General features: G+C 65.0%; 13 protein-coding genes and 1 other RNA gene. 6 read left to right on the top strand and 8 right to left on the bottom strand.

Going from position 1 to position 14,245, the window contains the following annotated elements; all coding sequences use genetic code 11:
• Positions 1-78: 78 nt before the first annotated feature.
• From ffs to HGK27_RS04010, 4 genes are all read right to left on the bottom strand, one after another.
• Positions 79-173, bottom strand: an RNA gene (gene ffs, locus HGK27_RS04025) — signal recognition particle sRNA small type.
• Positions 174-348: 175 nt separating this feature from the next.
• Positions 349-627 carry an ETC complex I subunit gene (locus HGK27_RS04020; RefSeq protein WP_206238921.1) on the bottom strand — a complete coding sequence of 93 codons (279 nt, stop codon included), beginning with the start codon at positions 625-627 and terminating at the stop codon, positions 349-351.
• Between the two features lie 159 nt (positions 628-786).
• Positions 787-3,237 (bottom strand): ATP-dependent helicase HrpB, encoded by a 2,451-nt coding sequence (gene hrpB / locus HGK27_RS04015; protein ID WP_206238919.1) that lies wholly within the window; start codon positions 3,235-3,237, stop codon positions 787-789.
• A 281-nt stretch (positions 3,238-3,518) separates the two neighbouring features.
• Entirely contained in the window at positions 3,519-4,547 is a 1,029-nt protein-coding gene (locus HGK27_RS04010; protein WP_206238917.1) for a polyprenyl synthetase family protein, read from the bottom strand.
• Between the two features lie 180 nt (positions 4,548-4,727).
• Between HGK27_RS04010 and HGK27_RS04005 the strand changes: the two genes are divergently transcribed.
• The 3 genes from HGK27_RS04005 to HGK27_RS03995 all read left to right on the top strand — a co-directional run bounded on the left by HGK27_RS04005 (position 4,728) and on the right by HGK27_RS03995 (position 6,231).
• Positions 4,728-5,030 carry a chorismate mutase gene (locus HGK27_RS04005; protein ID WP_068080730.1) on the top strand — a complete coding sequence of 101 codons (303 nt, stop codon included), beginning with the start codon at positions 4,728-4,730 and terminating at the stop codon, positions 5,028-5,030.
• A gap of 142 nt (positions 5,031-5,172) precedes the next feature.
• The gene (locus HGK27_RS04000) at positions 5,173-5,844 is read left to right on the top strand and encodes an acyltransferase family protein (RefSeq protein ID WP_206238915.1); all 672 of its coding nucleotides are present in this window, start codon (positions 5,173-5,175) and stop codon (positions 5,842-5,844) included.
• Positions 5,845-5,865: 21 nt separating this feature from the next.
• Complete coding sequence (locus tag HGK27_RS03995) at positions 5,866-6,231, top strand: hypothetical protein (protein WP_206238913.1); 366 nt, start codon at positions 5,866-5,868, stop codon at positions 6,229-6,231.
• A gap of 260 nt (positions 6,232-6,491) precedes the next feature.
• Here the strand turns inward: HGK27_RS03995 and HGK27_RS03990 are convergent, their stop codons facing one another.
• The 3 genes from HGK27_RS03990 to HGK27_RS03980 form a co-directional block, all read right to left on the bottom strand.
• Positions 6,492-7,937, bottom strand: a complete 1,446-nt coding sequence (locus HGK27_RS03990) for a sensor histidine kinase (RefSeq protein WP_407674586.1) — start codon at positions 7,935-7,937, stop codon at positions 6,492-6,494.
• 32 nt (positions 7,938-7,969) lie between these two features.
• Complete coding sequence (locus HGK27_RS03985) at positions 7,970-8,644, bottom strand: response regulator transcription factor (protein WP_068080732.1); 675 nt, start codon at positions 8,642-8,644, stop codon at positions 7,970-7,972.
• Between the two features lie 132 nt (positions 8,645-8,776).
• Positions 8,777-9,112: a PepSY domain-containing protein gene (locus tag HGK27_RS03980; RefSeq protein WP_241126826.1), complete on the bottom strand. Its 336-nt coding sequence runs from the start codon at positions 9,110-9,112 to the stop codon at positions 8,777-8,779.
• Between the two features lie 147 nt (positions 9,113-9,259).
• Here HGK27_RS03980 and HGK27_RS03975 point away from each other — a divergent pair, with 147 nt between their 5' ends.
• The 3 genes from HGK27_RS03975 (at position 9,260) to HGK27_RS03965 (ending at position 13,197) form a co-directional block, all read left to right on the top strand.
• On the top strand, positions 9,260-11,044 hold the full coding sequence (locus HGK27_RS03975; protein ID WP_206238911.1) for an ABC-F family ATP-binding cassette domain-containing protein: 1,785 nt from the start codon (positions 9,260-9,262) through the stop codon (positions 11,042-11,044).
• 340 nt (positions 11,045-11,384) lie between these two features.
• Positions 11,385-11,957 carry a helix-turn-helix domain-containing protein gene (locus tag HGK27_RS03970; protein WP_068080740.1) on the top strand — a complete coding sequence of 191 codons (573 nt, stop codon included), beginning with the start codon at positions 11,385-11,387 and terminating at the stop codon, positions 11,955-11,957.
• Positions 11,958-12,006: 49 nt separating this feature from the next.
• Positions 12,007-13,197 carry a glycosyltransferase gene (locus HGK27_RS03965; protein ID WP_241126824.1) on the top strand — a complete coding sequence of 397 codons (1,191 nt, stop codon included), beginning with the start codon at positions 12,007-12,009 and terminating at the stop codon, positions 13,195-13,197.
• 66 nt (positions 13,198-13,263) lie between these two features.
• On the opposite strand, the gene secF is transcribed toward HGK27_RS03965, so the two are convergent.
• Entirely contained in the window at positions 13,264-14,241 is a 978-nt protein-coding gene (gene secF, locus HGK27_RS03960) for a protein translocase subunit SecF (RefSeq protein ID WP_206238909.1), read from the bottom strand.
• Positions 14,242-14,245 lie beyond the last annotated feature (4 nt).

Below are 14,245 nucleotides of genomic sequence, written 5' to 3'. Positions count from 1 at the left end.
GTTTGTCGAATGGCCAGCCCGCTGCCATCCACGTTTACGGCAACAAAAAAGGCCGGTGTTTCCACCAGCCTCTTTGCTTCAATAGGAGCCGGCCGACCCGCCGCAACCCGTTGTGGCTGCTTCCTTCCGGACCTGACCAGGTTGGCGAGCGCAAACGTCCGACCGACTCCCGGAGCGCCCTATGGCGAGGTCGGACAGATTACGCAAGGCGGTTTTATGACAAAACCAACGCAAAAGGCCCGCGCTCCGTTTGGAAGCGCGGGCCTTTTGAAGCATCGTGCGAAAAAGTGGGAACCGGTTTTTCGCGAAAACGATGCGACAGCAAGAACTGCCGTAATGGCGAAAGGATCAGCGGAAGTTGTCGGCGTAGGCCTGAATCTTCAGGCGGCGCGGCGGCGTGGCATGCACCACGGCGGCAATGCCATAAAGATCGGCATAGGCCTGAGCCTCCTCCTGCGAGCCGAACTTCAGCGTCACCTGAGCCTGCGTATCGCTCGACCCGGCCCAGCCCATCAGCGGGTCAGGCCGGCGCGCCTCGGCAGGCGCGAATTCGAGGATCCACTGGCCAAGCAGGGCCTTGCCCGACTGCATGGCGTTCTTGGGGCGCTGATAGATGCGTGCGGTCATGGGGGTTTCCTTGACCGCGAATCACGCCAAAATCAAGATGGAGTTAGGGCGTAGAAGGGATGCAGGACGAAAAAGGAAATGCGAGGGTCATCACCCTCGCGCTCCCTTGTGTTGTCAGCGTCGCGCCACGAGTTCGACCTCGGGGAACGTCGCAGCCTTTCAAGGCCTGCGCTGGGCCTCGAAGGCGTTCTTCGTTTTCAGGCTGGGATCTTCATCCCATGGCGCCTCCGGCCAGCGGTGTTTGGGATAGCGGCCCTTCATATCCTTCACCACATCGCGCCACGATCCGCGCCAGAAACCCGGCAGATCGCGCGTGGTCTGGATCGGCTTACCTCCCGGAGAGGTCAGCTTCAGCAACAGGGGCTGGCTCGGCTGCCCGAACCCCGGATGACGATCCAGCCCGAACAGCGCCTGCACCCGAATCTCGATCGAGGGCCCACCCGGATCATCATAATCGATGGCATGGCTGGTGCCTGCGGGGCTGCGAAACTCCTGAGGCGCCAGTTTATCCAGCGCCTGTTTGCCATCCCAGCCCAGTCTATCCAGCAAGGCCTGATGCAGCGCCCCGGTGTTCACATTCTCCAGACGGCGAACCAGATGCGGCGCGGCCCATTCCTCCAGATCAGCCAGCAGGCTTTCATCGGACAGAGCCTCAATCCCGGCATAGCGCGCACGGCGCAGCAGCGACTGGCTGGCCTTGCCCAAAGGCAGCGAATCCAGCCCATCGGCCCGAATGCGCGCGCAGAGAAACGCCGCAATCGCCTTGGGATCAGGCGACGGATCGCTGCCCCGCGCAAAAGTGATCGCCCCCAGCCGCTGCTCCAGCAAAGCCTCGACCCGGCGTTCATCCGCCACCCAGCGCAGAGTCGGACGGCGCTCGATACGGTGGCGCAAATGCTGCAACACCTCGGTCTCGGTCAGGGCGATGGCGCCGGTAATACGCGCACCCTTGGCCTGCCCCTGCGCTTCGCCCACAGCCAGATATTCCGCGCGGGCTAAGGGGCTAAGCGGATCGAGAATCAGCCCCCTGCCCCCGGCGGCGATCCATTCCTCGCCCTTGGCATCGCGGCGCTTGGCCAGATTGTCGGGGAAGCCCTCGGCCAGCAGCACGCCGGGCGGCGGGGCATCGTCGGTTTGCTGTTTCACCAGAGAACGTGCCCGTTTGGCCCAATTGCGCGCCATCTGCCGCGCCGCATCGGCCTTGGCGCCCCGATCATGGCGCCAACGGTCAGCGCGAGCGGCCAGATCCTCGCCCCGCCCGCCCAGAGCGCGTTCCTGCAGAAGGAGCGCCACTTGAGCGGCCTCCTCACTGGCCCCATGCACGGCGGCGTAGAGCAGCATATGCGCCTGCTCCGGCCCCATCGGCAAAGCGGCCATGGCGCGACCGTGATCGGTGATCCGGCCCTCGGCATCCAAAGCATTCAGCGAGGTCAGCTTGGCCCGCGCCGCGCCCATGGCGGCGGCAGGCGGCGGATCGATCCACGCCATGGCGGAGGCATCGCCCGCCCCCCATTGCGCCAATGACAGCGCCAAGGGAGCCAAATCGCTGGTGAGGATTTCCGGCGGATCATAGGCTGCCCGCCCCGCATGCGCCGCCTCTTCCCACAGGCGATAGGCCACACCCGGCCCCTGACGCGCGGCACGCCCCGCCCGCTGCGCCGCAGAAGCATGCGAAGCGCGCGTGGTGATCAGCCGCGTCACACCCGCCGCCTTGTCGAACTCCGGGCGGCGCGAGAGGCCGCTGTCCACCACCACGCTCACGCCATCAAGGGTCAGCGAGGTTTCCGCGATGCTGGTCGCCAACACGATGCGGCGGCGGCCTTCGGGATCGCGGCGGATCGCAGCGCGCTGGGCGGCGGGTTCGCACTGGCCATGCAGCGGCAGGATCGGCACATCGCGCAGGCGTTCGGTGAGGCGGTCGCGGGTGCGCTCGATCTCGCCCACGCCGGGCAGGAAGGCCAGCAGGTCGCCTTGCGTCTCGCGCCATGCGGTCAGGATGGCGGAGGCCATGGCTTCATCGGTGCGCTTGTCGGGCATCGCGCCCAGCCAGCGGTGTTCGAGCGGATAGGCCTTGCCCTCGCTCTCGATCACCGGAACATCGGCGCCCAGCAGGCTGGCGAAACGTTCGCCATCGATGGTGGCGGACATCGGCACGATGCGCAGATCCTCGCGCAACACCTGCTGGCACTCGACAGCCAGCGCCAGCCCCAGATCGGAATCGAGGTGCCGCTCATGCGCCTCGTCGAACAGCACGGCGGAGATGCCGGTGAGTTCGGGGTCGGACAGGATCGTGGAAACGAAAATCGCCTCGGTGACGATCAGGATGCGCGTGGCGGCGCTCTGCTTGCTGTCCATGCGGGTGAGATAGCCGACGGTCTGCCCCGCCTTTTCGCCCATGACTTCCGCCATGCGCTCGGCAGCGGCGCGCGCAGCGACGCGGCGGGGGCTGAGCAAAATCACCTTGCCCGTGCACCACGGCTGATCGAGCAAGGCCGGCGCCACGCTGGTGGTCTTGCCCGCGCCGGGTGGCGCAATGAGAACGGCGTTAGGATGGGCGCGCAAAGCCGCGAGCAGGTCCGGGAGGACGGCGTGGATGGGCAGGTTGGTCACGCTGCGCGCTTTGGGGGAATTTAAGAAGGAAGGGAAGATGCGAGGGTCATCGCCCTCGCGCTCCCTTTAATGTCCACGTTGCGCCATGGGTTCCGCCAAAGAGCAACGTCGCGGCGCCGCAGGCACGGAACGAGATTCAGCGCTGGATCGGGGTTTGAAAGCCTGCGGCGCCGTATGGCTGCGCAGGTGGAGAGGCCAGGCACTCGATTTCGGCGCCACTGCCCTATCGCCGGAAGACGTTATGGGAGCGCGAGGGGGTAACCCCCTCGCACCTAACTTCCTTAATACCTGCGGGAAACCGCGAACAAAGCCGCCTCGCCCATCGCGGCGCGCGCCTCGCTGGCGGGGAAACCGGCAATCGCGTCAATCGCGCGCTGGGCGAAATGGCGCGCACGCTCACGCGTCGCCGAAACCGTATCGTACTTCGCGATCAGCTTCACGGCGTGGGCCAGATCCTCATCGCTGGTGCAGAAGCCCGCGATGGCGTCACGCCAGAACTGGCGCTCCTCATCATTGCCGCGCGCATAGGCGAGGATGACGGGCAGGGTCATCTTGCCGTCGCGGAAATCGTCGCCCTTGGCCTTGCCCATCTCGTGAGCATCCGAATCGTAGTCGATGGCATCATCGGCCAGCTGGAAGGCGATGCCCAGATTACGACCGTAATCGTCCAGAGCACGCTCCTCGGCCTCACCGCGCTCGGCCACGACGGCGGCGATGCGGCAGGCGGCGCAGAACAGCGCGGCGGTCTTGGCGCCGATGATCGAGAGATAGCGCTCCTCGCTGGTCTCGATCTGGCGCTGGGCGGTCAGCTGGTCGACCTCGCCCTCGGCGATGATCGCGCTGGCGCCGGCGAGGATCTTCAGCACCTTGAGGCTGCCGTCTTCCACCATCAGCTCGAACGCGCGCGAGAAGAGGAAATCGCCCACCAGCACCGTGGCGGGATTGCCGAAGACGATGTTGGCGGTTTCCTTGCCGCGGCGCAGGTCCGAACCATCCACCACATCGTCATGCAGCAGCGTGGCGGTGTGGATGAACTCCACGGCGGCGGCCAGCTTGTGGTGGCGGTTGCCCTGATAGCCGATCAGCTCGGCGCAGGCGATCGTCAGCATGGGGCGCATGCGCTTGCCCCCGCCGGAGATCAGATGCCCGGCCAGCGCGGGGATCAGCGGGATCTCGCTCTGCATCCGGTCGAGAATCACCGCGTTCACGGCGTTCATGCCCGGCGCGGTCAGCGCCAGGATGGGGTCGAGCGAGGGCTTGGCGGGCGCATCGCCCTTCTGGCCACGGAGGGGGATAATCTGGGCAGTCATCACCGGTGAGCCATTGCTCGCCTGAAGGCGCAATGGCAAGTCCTATCGGGCTGGCCGAAGGTCGAATGAGGCGAATACCGTGGATGGCGCAGCGGATCTCCTCCAACAGCGGCGCAACAATATGGGCATCGCTGCATCATATCTTGGAATTTACAGGCAGGCCGTGCTAGCGGGCAGAGCATGTCCGATCTCTCCGCCACGTCCGACCCGGTGCTCGCCGGTTTCCGCAACAGCATCGACAACATCGATGCCGCGCTGATTCACATGCTGGCCGAACGATTTCGCATCACCAAGGCCGTGGGCGCCTATAAGGCCGAGCATGAACTGCCCGCCAGTGACCCGGGCCGCGAGGAGCGCCAGATCGAGCGCCTGCGCAAGCTGGCCGAGGACGCGCATCTCGACCCGGATTTCGGCGAGAAGTTCCTGCGCTTCATCATCGATGAGGTGATCCGCCATCATGAACAGGCCAAGCAGGTCGGGTAGCACCTGCCGAGGTTTTGAAGGAAGTTCAGAAAATCAAAGCGGGCGGCGCGGGTCTTGCACCTTTGCCGCCCTCTTTATGTGCCGAGTCTGGCCCCGCGATTGAACGGCAATTTATTAACGCCGCCCGCCTATGGTTCGGCGCATGCCCGAGGGAAAGACGGAAACACCACAAGCCACCCGCCTGCCCGGCCTCGACGCATTAAGAGGCATCGCCGCCATCGGCATCGTGATCTTCCATGTGCCCGATATTCTCGGCAACCGGCTGATCGCCAACCGCTTCTACCTCTTCGTTGACCTGTTCTTCCTGCTGAGCGGCTTTGTCATCACCCTCTCGGCAGAACCGCGTCTGGCACAGGGTCTGTCGCTGCAAAGCTTTATGCGGGCACGCCTGCGCAGGCTGTGGCCCATGCTGGCCTTTGGTATCGCCCTGCACGCGCTGGCCTTTATCGGGCAGAACGGCATCCTTCACATCATTCCCCTGATGATCCTTGGCCTGCTGCTGGTGCCGGTGCTGACTGCGGGAGGCCTCGCCTATCCCATCAACGGGCCGCAATGGTCGCTGGTGTGGGAGCTGGTTGCCAACGTCGCCCATGCCGCCGGCCTGAGGCATCTCTCCGACCGCGCCCTGCTGCTTGTCGCCGCGCTTGCGGGCCTGGGCGCTCTGGCCGCCGCGCATCATGCCGGATGTGCCTGTTCCGGCCCGAATGTGACCAACTGGTGGCTGGGCGGAGCCAGAATGGCCTGGGCCTACACCATCGGCGTCTGGATGGCCCGGCAATGGCGCAAAGCCCCCCGGCGCCCCCTTGTGGACTAGCGGCTGGCCCTCGCCCTGCCGGTGATCGCGCTTTGCGCCCTGCCCTTTATGCCGCTCAACATGGAGCAGGGCGATATCCTCTTCACACTGCTGGTGCTGCCCGCCCTGTTCTGGCTCAACTGCACGGCACGCGTTCCCGCCCATAACACGCCCATGCTGGAGCGCCTCGGCGCCCTCTCCTTCCCTCTCTACACGACACATCCGGCGATCCTCCTCACCATCAGCTATCTGGGCGAGACACGGATGATGCAGGCCCTTGCTCTGGCCTTGGCCATCGCCTTTGCCGATCTGATCGGGCGGGGCGGGCTGGCTCGGGCTGCCAGATTTTGCGCAAGGGCCATGGGCGCATGGCGGGATGAGCAAGTTGGAGTGTTAAGAAGAAGGTAGAGAATGCGAGGGTGTTACACCCTCGCGCTCCCATTAATTGTCAGCACTGGCGCTTCGGGTTCGGCCATAGGGCAACGTCGCTGCGCCGCAGGCAGGCAAGTCCATGCACAGTAGAAGCCTTCCGAGATTGATTGCCTGCGGCGCCATTAAGGGGCGCAGGTGGAGAGACGGAACACAACAATTCGGTGCCCCTGCCCTATCGCCGGGAGACGTTATGGGAGCGCGAGGGGGTAACCCCCTCGCATCTTCTCTTCTAAAACCTACCCATTCGCCCGCGGCAATTTCATCTTCACCAACAGCCCGCCCATATCCTCGCTCTCGCCAAGTTCGACGGTACCGCCGTAGATTTCCACCACATCGCGCACGATGGCCAGACCAAGCCCGGTCCCCGGCTTGCCCGTATCGAGCCGCGCGCCGCGATCGAAGATGCGGGTGCGCTCGGCCTCGGGGATGCCCATGCCGTCGTCTTCCACCCAGATCTCGCAGAACTCCGCGTCGCCCGGCACGGCATCGACCGTGACGAACACGCTGCCACCGCCATATTTCGCGGCATTCTCGATAAGGTTGCCCATCAGATCGTCCAGATCCTGCCGCTCGATGGCGACGCTGGCGTCGTGATTGCCGTCGAGGTCGAAGCGGGCCTGTTCGTAGAGACGCGTCACCGCGCGCACCACGGCCTCGGCGCTGCCCCAGACACCCGCGCGTGCCTGACCCGCGCCGCGACGGCCCACAGCGCGTGCACGCGCCAGATGGTGATCGACCTGACGGCGCATCGCCGCCGCCTCACGCAGCACGGTCTCGGCCAGATCGGGGGCCTGAGCGCTGGCCGCCGTGGTCACCACCGCCAGCGGCGTTTTCAACGCATGGGCCAGATTGCCGGCATGGGTGCGCGCCTCTTCGGCCTGGCGTTCGTTATGGGCCAGCAGCGTGTTCAGCTCTTCCACCAGCGGCTGCACTTCCAGCGGCAGCGCCTCTTCCATGCGGCTCGCGCCGGTCGAGCGCATCTTCTGCAGGGCCAGACGCACGCGGCGCAATGGCGAGAGGCCATAGAGGCTCTGCATCGCCGCCATCAGCAGCAGGCCAAGGCCCAGCACGGCAAAGCTCTCGATCAGGATGGTGCGGATGCGGTGGATCTGTCCGTTGAGTTCGCTGCGCCGCTGGGCCACGGTGAAGCGCCAGACGGTGTCGCTGCCCGGCAGGATGATCGAGCGCTCCATGATGCGCAGCGGCTCGCCCTCGAACTGATCGGAATCATAGATATGCGGGGCATTGTCGAAATGGTTGGAGGTGACCTTCAGACTGCGATCCCACAAGGATCGGCTGGGATAATCCTCATGCCCTTTGCCGGTGATCTGCCAATAGAGGCCTGAATTGGGCTCCATAAAGCGCTGATCGCCCAGTGGACGGTTGAAGAAGATCTCACCATCCGGGCCGATTTCCGTGCTGCCGACCATGGCGGTCAGCGTGTAGCTGAGCTGCTCATCGAAGCTGTGCGTGACGAAGGATTTCAGCGCGGAATCGAGCGCCACGCCCCCGGTCAGCAGCAGGATCGAAATCCACACCGCCGCAATCATCATCATGCGCTGGGCGAGCGACCCGGTATGCGCCCGGTTGCGGGACCGGCGCCACAGCGCCCAGCGTGAGGTCGCCGCGCCCTCGGCGGCGGACGCGGCGGGGCGCTGATTGCTGTGCGCCTCCCCGGTCATCGCCGCCTCCATTCTCAACGCCGCTTAAGCCCTTAGCCGCGCTGACCGACGGGCTCGTCCAGGCTGTAGCCCAGACCGCGGATGGTGGTGATCACGTCCGAACCCAGCTTCTTGCGGATGCGGGTCACGAAAACCTCGATGGTGTTCGAATCGCGGTCGAAATCCTGATCGTAGATATGCTCGATCAGCTCGGTGCGGCTGACCACCTTGCCCTTGTGGTGCAGCAGGTAGGACAGCAGCTTGTATTCCTGAGCGGTCAGCTTCACCGGCTCGCCGTCCAGTGTGACGCGGCCCGAGCGCGTGTCGAGACGCACCGGCCCGGCGATCAGCTCGCTGGAGGAGTTGCCCGAGGCACGGCGGATCAGCGCGCGCAGGCGGGCGATCAGCTCTTCGGTCTGGAAAGGCTTGGCAAGGTAATCATCGGCGCCGCCATCGAGGCCCGCCACCTTGTCCGACCAGCCATCGCGCGCCGTCAGCACCAGCACCGGGAAGGTGCGGCCTTCCTTGCGCCACATGCCCAGCACGGTCAGGCCATCGATCTCGGGCAGGCCAAGGTCGAGCACCACGGCATCGTAATCCTCGGTGGCGCCCAGGAAATGGCCATCCTCGCCATCGGTCGACAGGTCGACGGCATAGCCATTCTGCTCCAGCGTGTTCTTCAGCTGGGGGCCCAGCGTCGGTTCGTCCTCGACGATCAGAATGCGCATGGAATAAGTTCCTTGATAAGAGACCCGCCGCAGCGGGACTGATGGAAATGGGCGTGAGCGCGCGTAACGTCAAGCAAGTGGCCGCCACGCGGGCGCAAAGGTCGTATGGAGATCGGGCCGGGCCCGGGGCCGTCAACGGCCATGCGGCGGGGCATGGATGATCTGTCCGGTGCGCGCATCGACATCGACGAACACCACCCGGCCCTGACGGATGAATTTAAGGCGATAGGCCATCGCCGCCGGATCATACTCCGGCCCCAGATATTGCATGCCGGCCATGCCGGGCAGCACCTCGCGCTCGATCTGGCGCAGGGGGCGCACCGCGCCGGAACGCGCGGCCAGCCTTGCCTCGCTCTGCGGGTCGGGCGGACCGGCATGAGCCGTTTCGCCATCGGCGAGCACGCCGGTCAGCACGGAGCCCCCCAGCAGAAGGGTCATCGCCAGGCAGGAAAACGAGGCCTTGTTCATGGTGCTATATGTATGAACAGGCAATTGAACGCTGTGTGAATGCCGGCTCCCAACGTTATCTCCTGGCTTAATCTCATGGCGCGACCCCTGCCCTGTCTCTGTGCTTTCCCTTGCCATGGCATGGCGCAGGGCGCTAGGGCGCGCGGCATGGCAGCTGCACCTATTCTCAGCTGGGAAGGGCTTGGTCTCATTCAGGGATCGGGCTGGCTTTTCCAGGGTCTCGACATCAACATCGCCCCGCGTGACCGGCTGGCGCTGATCGGCCGCAATGGCGCGGGCAAATCCACGATCCTGAAACTGATCGCGGGCACGGTGGAGGGTGACCAGGGCAAACGCTCGGTCCAGCCCGGCACGCGCGTCATCACGCTGGAGCAGGCGCCCGATTTCACCGGTTGCGAGACGCTGATGGATTATTGCCTGCGCGCGCCCGATGCGCCGCCGCGCCATGAGGTGGAATCGATCGCCGGTCAGCTGGGCATCGATCTGTCGCGCAATGCCGCCAGCGCCAGCGGCGGTGAGCAGCGCCGCGCCGCGATCTGCCGCGCTCTGGCCAGCGAGCCCGATCTGCTGCTGCTCGACGAGCCGACCAACCATCTGGATCTCGACGCCATCGACTGGCTGGAAAGCTGGCTGCAGCGCTACAATGGCGCCTTCGTGGTCATCAGCCATGACCGTACCTTCCTCACCCGCCTGACCAAGGCGACGCTGTGGCTGGATCGCGGTTCGCTGCGCCGCCGCGAGATCGGCTTTGGCGGTTACGAGGCCTGGGAAGATCAGGTCTATGCCGAGGAAGCCCGCGCCGCCGAGCGGATGGACGCCAAGCTCAAGATCGAAGAGCATTGGAAGGAGCGCGGCGTGACCGCGCGGCGCAAGCGCAACATGGGCCGCCTCGAAAAGCTGTACGAAATGCGCGAGGCGCGCGCGGCGATGATGACGCCGCAGGGCGTGGCCAAGATGCAGATCAGCGGCGATGGCTCGAAAACCAAATCGGTGATCGTGGCCGATAAGATCGTGAAGCGATTCGGTGACCGCACCGTCATCAAGGACTTTTCCCTGCGCATTCAGCGCGGTGACCGCATCGGTCTGGTCGGCGGCAATGGCGCCGGCAAATCGACGCTGCTCAAGATGCTGATCGGCGAGCTGGAGCCCGATGAGGGCACGGTGACGCTGGCGCAATCGCTCTCCGCCGTGGTGATCGACCAGCAGCGCAGCCTGCTCGCGCCCGACAAGCGCGTGCGCGACATCGTGGCCGAGGGCAGCGATTGGGTCAATGTGCGCGGCACCCGCAAGCATATCCATGGCTATCTGAAAGACTTCCTCTTCGACCCCGGTCTGGTCGAGGCGCGGGTCGGCACGCTGTCGGGCGGTGAGCGTTCGCGTCTGCTGCTGGCGCGTGAATTCGCGCGTTTTTCCAACCTGCTGGTGCTGGACGAGCCGACCAACGATCTCGATCTGGAAACGCTCGACCTGCTTCAGGAGGTGATCGCCGATTACGACGGCACCGTGCTGATCGTCAGCCATGACCGTGACTTCCTCGACCGCACCGTGACTGTCACGCTGGGTCTGGACGGCAGCGGCAAGGTGGACATCGTGGCGGGCGGCTATGCCGATTGGCAGAAGCAGCGGACCCAGCGCAATGCGGTCAAGCCCAAGGCGGATACGGGCGAGAAGGCGCCGCCGCCGCCGCCGATGCCGGTGAAGAAGGGCAAGCTGAGCTACAAGGATCAGCGCGATTACGATCTGCTGCCCGCCCGTATCGAGCAGCTGGACGCGGAAATGGTGAAGCTGGAGGCGGCTCTGGCCGATCCGGCGCTTTACACCAGCGATCCAAAGCGGTTTGCCCAGCTGACCGCCGCATTGGACAAGGCCCGCCACGAAAAAGACTCCGCCGAGGAACGCTGGCTGGAACTGGCCGAAATGGTGGAAGGCTAACGCGGTCTGGATCAGGGGTGGCGGAGATCATCTGCCACCCCTGCCAGCGCATAGGTGCTGCCGCCCGATGACACCGCCCTGAAATAGCGGCGCAATTCATCGGCGATTCGGCCAGATCATCGTTAACCACCCTCACACGGTGCCGATCGCGCCCTTCTTTCGCGGGTGCAGCGCAAGTTTGCTCCCGGCGTTATGATCCCTTCCCGAGCAATCTCCCGCGCTATCAGACAGTGCCGGATCAATTTTCTCCTTATTGCAGTGCAACAATTGGGAGACAGCATGCCAGAAGCACGCTAGTGTAGGACCCAGTTAAACCAAATCGGTTAGAGGCCCTCCGCTCATGATTAACCGCATCCGCGACATCCGTAAGCAGAAGGGCCTGACACTGGCCGATGTGGCCGCCCGCTGCGTGCCCGCCACCACGGCGCAGACCATCGGCCGCCTCGAAACCGGCACGCGTAACCTCTCTCTGGTGTGGATGAACCGCATCGCCGCCGCTCTGGAAGTCGAGCCCGAAGTGCTGGTGCGCTCGGAAACCGATAGCCAGACGCGCATCGTCGCCCGCTTGGTCGAAAGCGGCGCCGAAGCGCTGACCGCCCCGCGTGACGCCATCCTGCCCACCGCGCTGTCGGGCGATGCCACGCTGGTGGCCATGGCCGTGGAAGCCAGCGCGGGCGAATATCGCGCCGGGGACCAGATCTGGCTGCGCCATGTCTCGGCTGAGGACTATCCGCGCCTCGTCAACCGCGACGTGTTGGCGCCCCGCCCCGGTGGCCGCTTCGCCTTTGGCCGCCTGATCGACCGTGACGACCACCGCGTCGCCCTGCTGCCGCCCGGCGTGGGCCAGCGACAGCTGGTGATCGACAGCCCGCCATGGCTGGCCGTGGCCGAAATGCTGGTGCGCAGGCTCTGATCGGATCGGCTTAACCGCTGATCCATCAACACAGCGTAGGAACAGCGGCATGACCCATCCGCCGTTGCGCATTCTCTCGATCAGCACGCTGTTTCCGGCCCCGGTGCGCCCGGCTTTCGGCGGCTTTGTCGCCAATCAGATGAAGGCTGTGGCCGCTGGGGGTCTGGCCGATGTCACGGTGGTGAACCCCATCGGCCTGCCGCCCTTCCCGCTCTCGCGGCGGGAGCCTTATGCCACGCTGGCCAAGTGCCCGGCGCAATCCTCGCTGGGCGGGATCACGGTTTACCACCCCCGCTTCACGCTGATCCCGCTGATTGGCGGCGACAGCAATCCCGGGCGCATTGCCCGCGCCATCCTGCCTCTGGTCATGCGGCTGCATGCCGAGGCGCCTTTCGATGTGGTGGATGCGCAGTTTTTCTTCCCCGATGGCCCGGCAGCGGCGCTGATCGCCAAGGCTTTGAACCTGCCGCTGACGATTAAAGCGCGCGGCTCGGATATCCATTACTGGGCCACCCGCCCCAAGGCGCTGGTGCAGATTCGCGCGGCAGCGGATCAGGCTGCAGGGATGCTGGCGGTGTCGGGAGCGCTCAAGGCCGATATGGCCACTTTCGGCCTGCCCGGGGACAAGATCACCGTCCATTACACCGGGCTGGATCATCAGCGTTTCAAGGTAACGCCGCGCGATCAGGCCCGCGCATCCCTCACCGAGATCGCCCTGCCCGATGGCGCCCCGCTGTTCGTCACGCCCGGCGCGCTGATCGCTATCAAGGGGCAGGCTCTGGCGCTTTCGGCTCTGGCGCAGATTCCGCAAGCCCATCTGGCGCTGGCCGGGAAAGGTGCGGACGAAGACGCCCTGCGCGCTCAGGCCCAGCAACTGGGCATCTCCGAGCGGGTCCATTTCCTCGGGCAGGTCAGCCATGACCGCCTCCCCCTGCTGATGTGCGCCGCCGATGCCGTGGTGCTGCCCAGTGAGCGCGAGGGCCTCGCCAATGTCTGGATCGAAGCGCTGGCCTGCGGCACGCCTTTGGTGATCCCGCCCATCGGCGGCGCGGCGGAGGTGGTGAAAACCCCCAGCGCAGGCCGTCTGGCCGCGCGCACCCCGGATGCCATCGCTCAGGCTCTGCACGCCATTCTGGCCGATCCGCCTGCCCAGCAGGATGTCGCCACCAATGCCGCCAGCTTCAGCTGGGAGGCCAATGCGCAGGCCATCGCCAGCTTCTGGCAGAACGCCGCCCGCTGACAGCAAAACGCCGGGCCAGCCCCAAGGCCGCCCGGCGTTTCAAAGCCCGCGTAACGCTGAAAACAATCAGCGCTGTTCGCGTGCCAGCCTTTCCTGACGGTCCAGCTTGCTCTCGGTGGCGACAAAGCTGGAAGGCGTCACCTTCAGCCAGATCAGCATCGGGGCCGCAGCATAGATCGAGGAATAGGTGCAGACGAAAATGCCGAGGATCAGCGCGGCCGAGAAGCCGAAGATCACCTTGGGACCCAGCAGCGCCAGCGCCAGCAGGGTGATCAGCATCGTGCCCGAGGTCACCACGGTGCGCGCCAGAGTCTCGTTGACCGAGAGGTCCAGCAGCTCGGGCAGAGGCATCTTGCGGAATTTCTTCAGATTCTCGCGGATGCGGTCATAGACCACGATGGTGTCATTGAGCGAATAGCCGATCACCGTCAGGATCGCAGCCACGGTCGTCAGGTCGAACTCCATCTGGGTGATGGCGAAAAGACCCAGCACCAGCGTCACGTCGTGAATAAGGCTGATCAGCGCGCCGACGCCGAACTGCCATTCAAAGCGATACCAGATGAAGATCGAGATCGCCAAAGCCGCCGCGCCCAGCGCCTTGATGGCGATGGTCCACAGCTCGCCCGAGACCTTGCCCGAGACCGAATCGACACCATCAATGCGCGCATCGGCATGGTCGGCCTTCAGCTTGGCCGAAACGGTTTTGGCCATGGCCTCGGCAGCGGCGGGGTTCTTGTCAGAACCTTCGGGCAGGCCCAAGCGGATCGAGATCTCATTGGGCGCGCCATAGGTCTGGATGATCGGCTCACCGAAACCGAGCGATTCCACCTCGCTGCGCACTTGCGCCGTCGAGACAGTCGCGCTCTGGGTGAAGGTGACGCGGATCATCTGACCGCCCTTGAAATCCACGCCAAGGTTCAGGCCATGAGTGAAGATCAGCACCCAGCTCAGCACCATCAGGGCAACGCTGATGATGGTGGTGGGCCACTGCCACTTCAGAAAGTGGATGTTGGTATGATCGGGAACGAGTTTGAGCAGGCGCATGGCA

Source organism: Novosphingobium terrae (assembly GCF_017163935.1).
Classification (GTDB): Bacteria; Pseudomonadota; Alphaproteobacteria; order Sphingomonadales; family Sphingomonadaceae; genus Novosphingobium; species Novosphingobium terrae.
The sequence above is the reverse complement of the archived record's forward strand: the minus strand, read 5'-3'. Positions and strand labels throughout refer to the sequence as shown.